Origin of the sequence: Mesobacillus subterraneus (assembly GCF_023715485.1) — a bacterium.
GTDB lineage: Bacteria > Bacillota > Bacilli > Bacillales > Cytobacillaceae > Mesobacillus > Mesobacillus subterraneus_B.
Window position 1 is genome coordinate 41786 of record NZ_JAMBOF010000026.1, and the last position, 6449, is coordinate 48234.

Sequence of the window (6449 nt, forward strand, 5' to 3'; positions counted from 1 at the left end):
GACCAGTCCTCAGGGCTGGTTTTTTTGTGGGCTTATGAGGATATTAGGAGCAGAAAAACGTTCGACAAAACGTCAATCCCATTATTTTGCTTGTTTCTTAAAGAGAACAAAGGGGTAATTTACATATATAAGCTGATAGTCAGAGACTTTGGGAGGTTGAACATATAATGGGGAAGGAATTCAAAACACGCTCTAATAGATGCGATTACGATAGAGAAACAGCAACAGGGAAAATTTCAATGGCCGCTTCGGCACATCCAGTCGCTACGGATGCCGGAGAGAAAATCCTCCGCGACGGTGGCAATGCAATTGATGCTGCGATTGCAATCCAATTCGGGCTCAATGTCGGTGAACCGATGATGACAGGTATTGGCGGCAGCGGATTTTTCATGGTGTATCATGCCGAGAGCAAGACCACTAAAATATTTAATGGACATACACGTGCACCAGCAGCCGCGCATTCAAAATTATTCCTGGATGAGAATGATGAAGTGATACCTTTTCGCAAAAGGTCGACGCACGCCTCAGCGGTTGGGGTTCCAGGTATTTTAAAAGCAATGGAAGAAGCCAGAAAAGAATATGGGACAAAGCCACTTTCTGAATTGATCGAGCCTGCAGCACAGGCCGCCGAAAAAGGCGTGGAGGTCAACTGGGTGATGGACCAGTCATTGAAGAACTTCGAATATAGACTAGGCGATCATGCAAGGGAACTTTTTATCCCTGAGGGGGAGTTTCTATGCGAAGGTGACGTCTACGAAAAAGCTCACTTGGCGAAGACATTCCGCATCCTCCAAAGAGATGGAATCGAAGCGTTTTATGAGGGCGAAATAGCAGAAGCCATTATTTCTACCTTAAAAGAACTTGGCGGAATCATGGAACTTTCAGATCTCCAGAGCTATAGGACATCAATAGACGAGCCTGTATGGGGAACGTACCGAGGGTATAAAGTTGCGTCTTCCAATATGCCTAGCGCAGGCGGGACAACAATGCTGCAAATTTTAAAGCTTCTTGAGGGCTTTGATCTTAGCAAATACGATGTGAAATCATGGGAGAAGTATTATCTGTTTACCGAAGCAATGAGAATTGCTTTTTCTGATAAAATTGCCTTTTCTGGTGATCCTGAATTTAGTGATATTCCTTTGGAAGGTTTGTTGAATGAGGAATATCTGGCAAAACGTCGAGACTTGATTAATTTTGAACGAAGAAACGATGCAGTTGATTTCGGCAACCCATGGGCATATTCCGATGGAAAAGAAATCAATGTGGTTAGGCAGCCTTTTGAGGCAGAAAAAGAAAGAAGTGAAACAACCCATTTTACCGTTGTCGATCAATGGGGCAATATTGTTGCGTGTACTTCTACAGTTGAGCACCCGTTCGGGGCAGGCATAATGGTTAAGGATTATGGGTTTGTTTTAAATAATGAACTTACCGATTTTGATGCTGTACCCGGAGGATTGAATGAAATCCAGCCAGGGAAGCGGCCTGTCAGCTGTAAGACACCAACTATTGTTTTCAAGGACGAAATGCCTGTATTGACGCTGGGATCGCCAGGCGGCCCGACGATCGTTGGTTCAGTTTTCCAAACAATTGTTAATATCCTTGATTTTGGCATGGACGTTAAAGAAGCAATCGAAGAGCCGAGAATTTTCAACAGTTCAGGCCCATTGATTGGCTGGGAAGCTGGTATCAGCATGGAAAGCAAAGGGAAGATGGAAGCGATGGGTTATGAATTCGCCGATGGGCCGTTCCCAATCGGTAATGTTCAAGCCATTCAGATTGATCACGAAAAAGGCCTGTTGCACGGAGCGGCTGATTCAAGCCGGGAAGGGAAAGCAACTGGAATTGATGAATGATGGGGATACGCTAACTAAATAAATAAGCAGAACAGAAGCAGGCTGGTCACAAACAGTCTGCTTCATATTTTGTATTTTTAAATTAGGCTCTGTTAAAGCTGATTGTTGATTTTAAACCCTGTTGATTGTAGTGGAAGGCGCGTAGACTCCTGCGGGCGCAGCTGGTCAGATGAGACCCCGCAGGAGCGAAGCGACGAGGAGGCTCAGCGCCAGCCCCGCGGAAAGCGAAGCGCCTGGAACGAAAATCAACAACCTTGTTTAACAGAGCCTTAATGAAAAGCAAATGTGTTGTTATCCCAAGGAAAAGGGAATACTATTACTGAGCAGATAATGTTGATAGATGCGATTGTTATTGCAGAAAAATGGATTTTTCGGTAGGATGTTAACGATAGTAAAAGGAGTGAGCAGTTTGGGAAACCCGATTAATGAAAAGAATACTCAGGTTGTGTTTTTGAAGCAACGTTTGGATATGTTTGCAGATTTGCTTGACGCAATTGATCCTGAAGAAGCTGATTTAGAGGATATCGACCGCATGATCCAAATCGTCGAAGAGATGGATGCTAAATGCCGTGAGTTCAAGAATCGCGACTCGTAAGAGACCTTATTGATGAGGTCTCTTTTTTTAGTGATTTTTGAATTAAAGGTGCGATATCAAATCTCTTTCATTGCTTCAATCCAAATGAAACTTTGCACATTTTTCCTTGTAAACGATTCCAGTTTTCATCTTTAAATCAAGAGATGATAGGAGTATAATGATACTGGAATTGTTATAAAATTTTCACATATATAAGAGATTGACGTTAACGAACATTGGGAGCAGAGAGAGGGGTAAGAAAATGAATATCGAAAAGTTTCAGGAAAGCATGTACCAGCTGATCGTTGAAACATCCACTAACCTGCCAAAGGATGTGCGCAGGGCAATAAAGGGTGCGGCAGAGCGCGAAAATGCGGGAACCCGTTCAGCCATGAGCCTGGCAACCATCACGAATAACATCAAAATGGCTGATGATAATGTATCGCCGATTTGCCAGGATACTGGACTTCCCACGTTTAAAATTAAGACGCCAGTTGGAGCTAACCAGATAGAAATGAAAAAGGCGATTTATAACGCAATTGCACTGGCTACAAAGGATGGCAAATTGCGTCCGAATTCTGTTGACTCGCTGACTGGGGAAAACAGCGGCGACAATCTTGGCGGCGGAACGCCTGTCATTAAGTTTGACCAATGGGAAAAAGATTATATCGATGCCCGCCTGATTTTAAAGGGTGGCGGCTGTGAAAATAAAAATATTCAATACAGTCTTCCAACAGAGCTTGAAGGACTAGGACGTGCTGGCCGTGACCTTGACGGCATCCGCAAGTGCATCATGCATTCTGTCTACCAGGCTCAGGGACAAGGATGCAGCGCTGGCTTCATCGGCGTTGGAATTGGCGGAGACCGTTCTTCCGGATACGACCTTGCAAAGGAACAGTTATTCCGTTCTGTTGATGACGTGAACCCGCATGAAGATTTGCGCGACCTTGAAGCTTATATCATGGAAAATGCCAACAAGCTTGGAATTGGCACAATGGGTTTTGGTGGGGAAACGACTCTTCTTGGCTGTAAGATTGGTGTCATGAACCGTATTCCTGCCAGCTTTTATGTTTCTGTTGCCTATAATTGCTGGGCATACCGCCGCCTGGGCGTAACGGTGAATCCTGAAACTGGAGAAATTCAGGACTGGATGTACCAGGAGGGAGAAAAAATCGACTTCGCCCAGCCGGCTGCACAGGAAATCGCAGCGACTGTTGAAGCACCTGCTGAAGAAGGTGTAGTAACTTTAACAGCTCCAATCACAGAAGAGCAAATCCGCCAGCTCAAGGTTGGGGATGTCGTAAAAATCAACGGTATGATGTACACAGGCCGTGACGCGATCCATAAATATCTATCCGACCATGATTCACCAGTCGACTTGAATGGCCAGGTAATTTATCATTGCGGACCTGTTATGCTGAAGGATGATGAGGGCAAGTGGCATGTCAAGGCTGCAGGGCCGACAACAAGTATTCGTGAGGAGCCTTACCAGGGCGATATCATGAAAAAATTTGGAATCCGTGCTGTAATCGGTAAAGGCGGCATGGGCGCGAAGACACTGGCTGCTTTAAACGAACACGGCGGCGTTTATCTGAATGCAATCGGCGGAGCTGCACAGTATTATGCCGACTGCATTAAGTCTGTAGAGGGTGTAGACCTGATGAACTTCGGAATACCTGAAGCAATGTGGCACTTGAATGTAGAAGGTTTTACAGCGGTTGTAACAATGGATTCCCACGGTAACAGCCTCCACCAGGACGTTGAAAAATCCTCTCTTGAAAAATTGGCACAGTTTGCAGACAGAGTTTATAAATAAAATAGACAAAGGAGGCTCGCTTTACGGCAAGCCTCCTTTTAATTTTTCTTCTGTTTTGCCAGCTGGTTTCGGTCCACATTTCCTGGTGGTCTTTCCAGCCAGTCATTCTCAATCTGGATGTTCCCGCCATCCTCTGCAAAATTTGCTGTCTCCAACAAGAATCTCATATAGGTCGCGCCCAGGTCATGGCGCGGGCTGACAGCCATTGAGTCACCAAAGTTACGGACCTTTGCGGATGAAAGATTAGAAATGTGAAATAGCATTAATTTATCAGAGTAAGGCGATTCAGTTGAATCGGTTATCTTGAATTGGCTCGGGACTGACACTGGCAAGTCCTCTTTGTTCAACAGCTGCGATAAAACGTTATGCTGCTTGATGTTGATTTCTTTTCCTCGCAAAAAATAATTCCGTACTTCCCCTTTCTTAGCTACCTGGCTGAATCCCATCACTAAAATAGTTTTAATTGCATTCACCTGGATATTTTGAAATAGGTGGGAAATTTCCATAGCGGTAAATGGTCTTTTATCACCAAAAAAACCATTGAAAAAGCTTTGCTTTTCAATAAAAGAAACCCTCTTCGGATTTGGGATGAAGGGTGCCCGTATATGCAAACCCTTTTGAAGCATTACTTCAGTAACCTTGTTGGAAAGATTGAGGGTTGAAATATTGATTTCTGTCAGGTAATTCCTCATGTCCATCCTAGAAAAGGAGGGCAGGGCGACACTATAATAAAGTGCTCCGTATTTAACCATCATATCAAGATAGTTAAGATAGAAGCTGTCAGAAAATAACCTTGGTGCGCCTGCATTCACATCATCATCTGCAGAGAAGCCATGAGGTATGGCAACTCCCTCAATTGCAAATTTATCTTTCAAGTCGGCTAGGATCTTTTTGCTCAGATTGTCTGCTGTTACAAGGCAATCTTTAATCTCTTCATCCTCAACGTTCAGTAAAAAATGCTGGAACATACAGATTACCATCGAATTAGCCATGTATATATTCCACAGGTTTCCTATTTCGCCGGAGGTCCAATCGATTTTTTGTTCTTCAGTCATGTCATTCTCCTTTGAATTCATATATATAAATACTATTTGCTAAAAATAACTATCTATACTGAGGAGAATTTTTTTCTCTCCCTGACAAACAATAAGGAAAACAGCATGGGAGGAACATCATGAAACTGATTTTTAAAATAATCTTTGCTGCCAACCTGCTCATATTAACAACGTTGCCTGCGGCTGTTCACGCAGAATATTCGAACTCCCCTTTGCACTGGGGGTTTAAAAAGGGCCGGAACGGCAGGCAAGCTGATGCTGGCAGAATGTTTGAAGTTATTATTGAAGAGCAAGGCGCTGTTTATAAAGGCGACAAAAATAAAAAAGACATATATCTTACCTTTGATAATGGGTATGAGAATGGCTACACTGAAAAAATTCTTGATATTTTGAAAGAAGAAAAGGTGCCGGCAGCATTTTTTGTGACCGGGCATTATCTCGAAAGTGCTCCAGAATTAGTCGAACGTATGGCATATGAAGGCCATATTGTAGGCAATCATTCGTGGCACCATCCGGATATGACGAAAATCAGCGATGAAAAAATTAAAAAGGAATTGGAAATGGTGCGGGCTGAAACAGAGAAAATCACCGGCAATAAGCATATGTCCTACTTGCGCCCGCCCCGGGGAATTTTTAGCGAAAGAACAATGGCGGTAGCCAAAGAAGCAGGCTACACGCATGTCTTCTGGTCGCTCGCCTTCGTCGACTGGAATACCGATCAGCAAAAGGGCGCGCAATATTCCTACGATAAAATCATGACCCAGATCCACCCAGGTGCCGTCCTGCTGCTCCACACCGTGTCGAAGGACAATGCTGACGCACTCGGAAAAGTCATCAGGGATTTAAAGGAACAAGGCTACACTTTCAAAAGCCTGGATGAATTGATGCTGAGCCAGAATGGTGTGAAAGATCCGATGCTGTATTGATGATTTGATGTCCCGGCACTTTTATTAGTGCCGGGGTTTTTCCAGTTCGCCAATAAAATTATAAAATCGCCAATAAAATTGTGAACTCCGCCAATAAAATGATGGTTTATAAATGTATGTGTAAGGCCTTTTTCTAGACAAAGAAAAAAGGACAAAGTACTCTCTGAGTTATCACCACAATAACCTTTTGAGAGGAGTACTTTATCCATGTCCAATTTTAACACA

At 43.7% G+C, this 6449-nt stretch carries 5 protein-coding genes; 4 read left to right on the forward strand and 1 reads right to left on the reverse strand.

Translation table 11 applies throughout. From position 1 onward, the window contains the following. Nucleotides 1-167 precede the first annotated feature (167 nt). From ggt to M3204_RS22545, 3 genes are all read left to right on the forward strand, one after another. On the forward strand, nt 168-1853 hold the full coding sequence (ggt, locus tag M3204_RS22535; protein ID WP_251488439.1) for a gamma-glutamyltransferase: 1686 nt from the start codon (nt 168-170) through the stop codon (nt 1851-1853). A 409-nt stretch (nt 1854-2262) separates the two neighbouring features. After that, nucleotides 2263-2448: an SE1561 family protein gene (locus M3204_RS22540; protein WP_251488442.1), complete on the forward strand. Its 186-nt coding sequence runs from the start codon at nt 2263-2265 to the stop codon at nt 2446-2448. A 241-nt stretch (nt 2449-2689) separates the two neighbouring features. Further along, nucleotides 2690-4243: a fumarate hydratase gene (locus M3204_RS22545; protein ID WP_285857116.1), complete on the forward strand. Its 1554-nt coding sequence runs from the start codon at nt 2690-2692 to the stop codon at nt 4241-4243. A 38-nt stretch (nt 4244-4281) separates the two neighbouring features. Here M3204_RS22545 and M3204_RS22550 read toward each other — a convergent pair whose 3' ends face one another. Further along, nucleotides 4282-5298 carry a DUF3231 family protein gene (locus M3204_RS22550; RefSeq protein ID WP_251488445.1) on the reverse strand — a complete coding sequence of 339 codons (1017 nt, stop codon included), beginning with the start codon at nt 5296-5298 and terminating at the stop codon, nt 4282-4284. Between the two features lie 119 nt (nt 5299-5417). On the opposite strand from M3204_RS22550, the gene pdaA reads away from it, so the two are divergent. Beyond that, nucleotides 5418-6224 carry a delta-lactam-biosynthetic de-N-acetylase gene (gene pdaA / locus M3204_RS22555; RefSeq protein WP_251488448.1) on the forward strand — a complete coding sequence of 269 codons (807 nt, stop codon included), beginning with the start codon at nt 5418-5420 and terminating at the stop codon, nt 6222-6224. Nucleotides 6225-6449 lie beyond the last annotated feature (225 nt).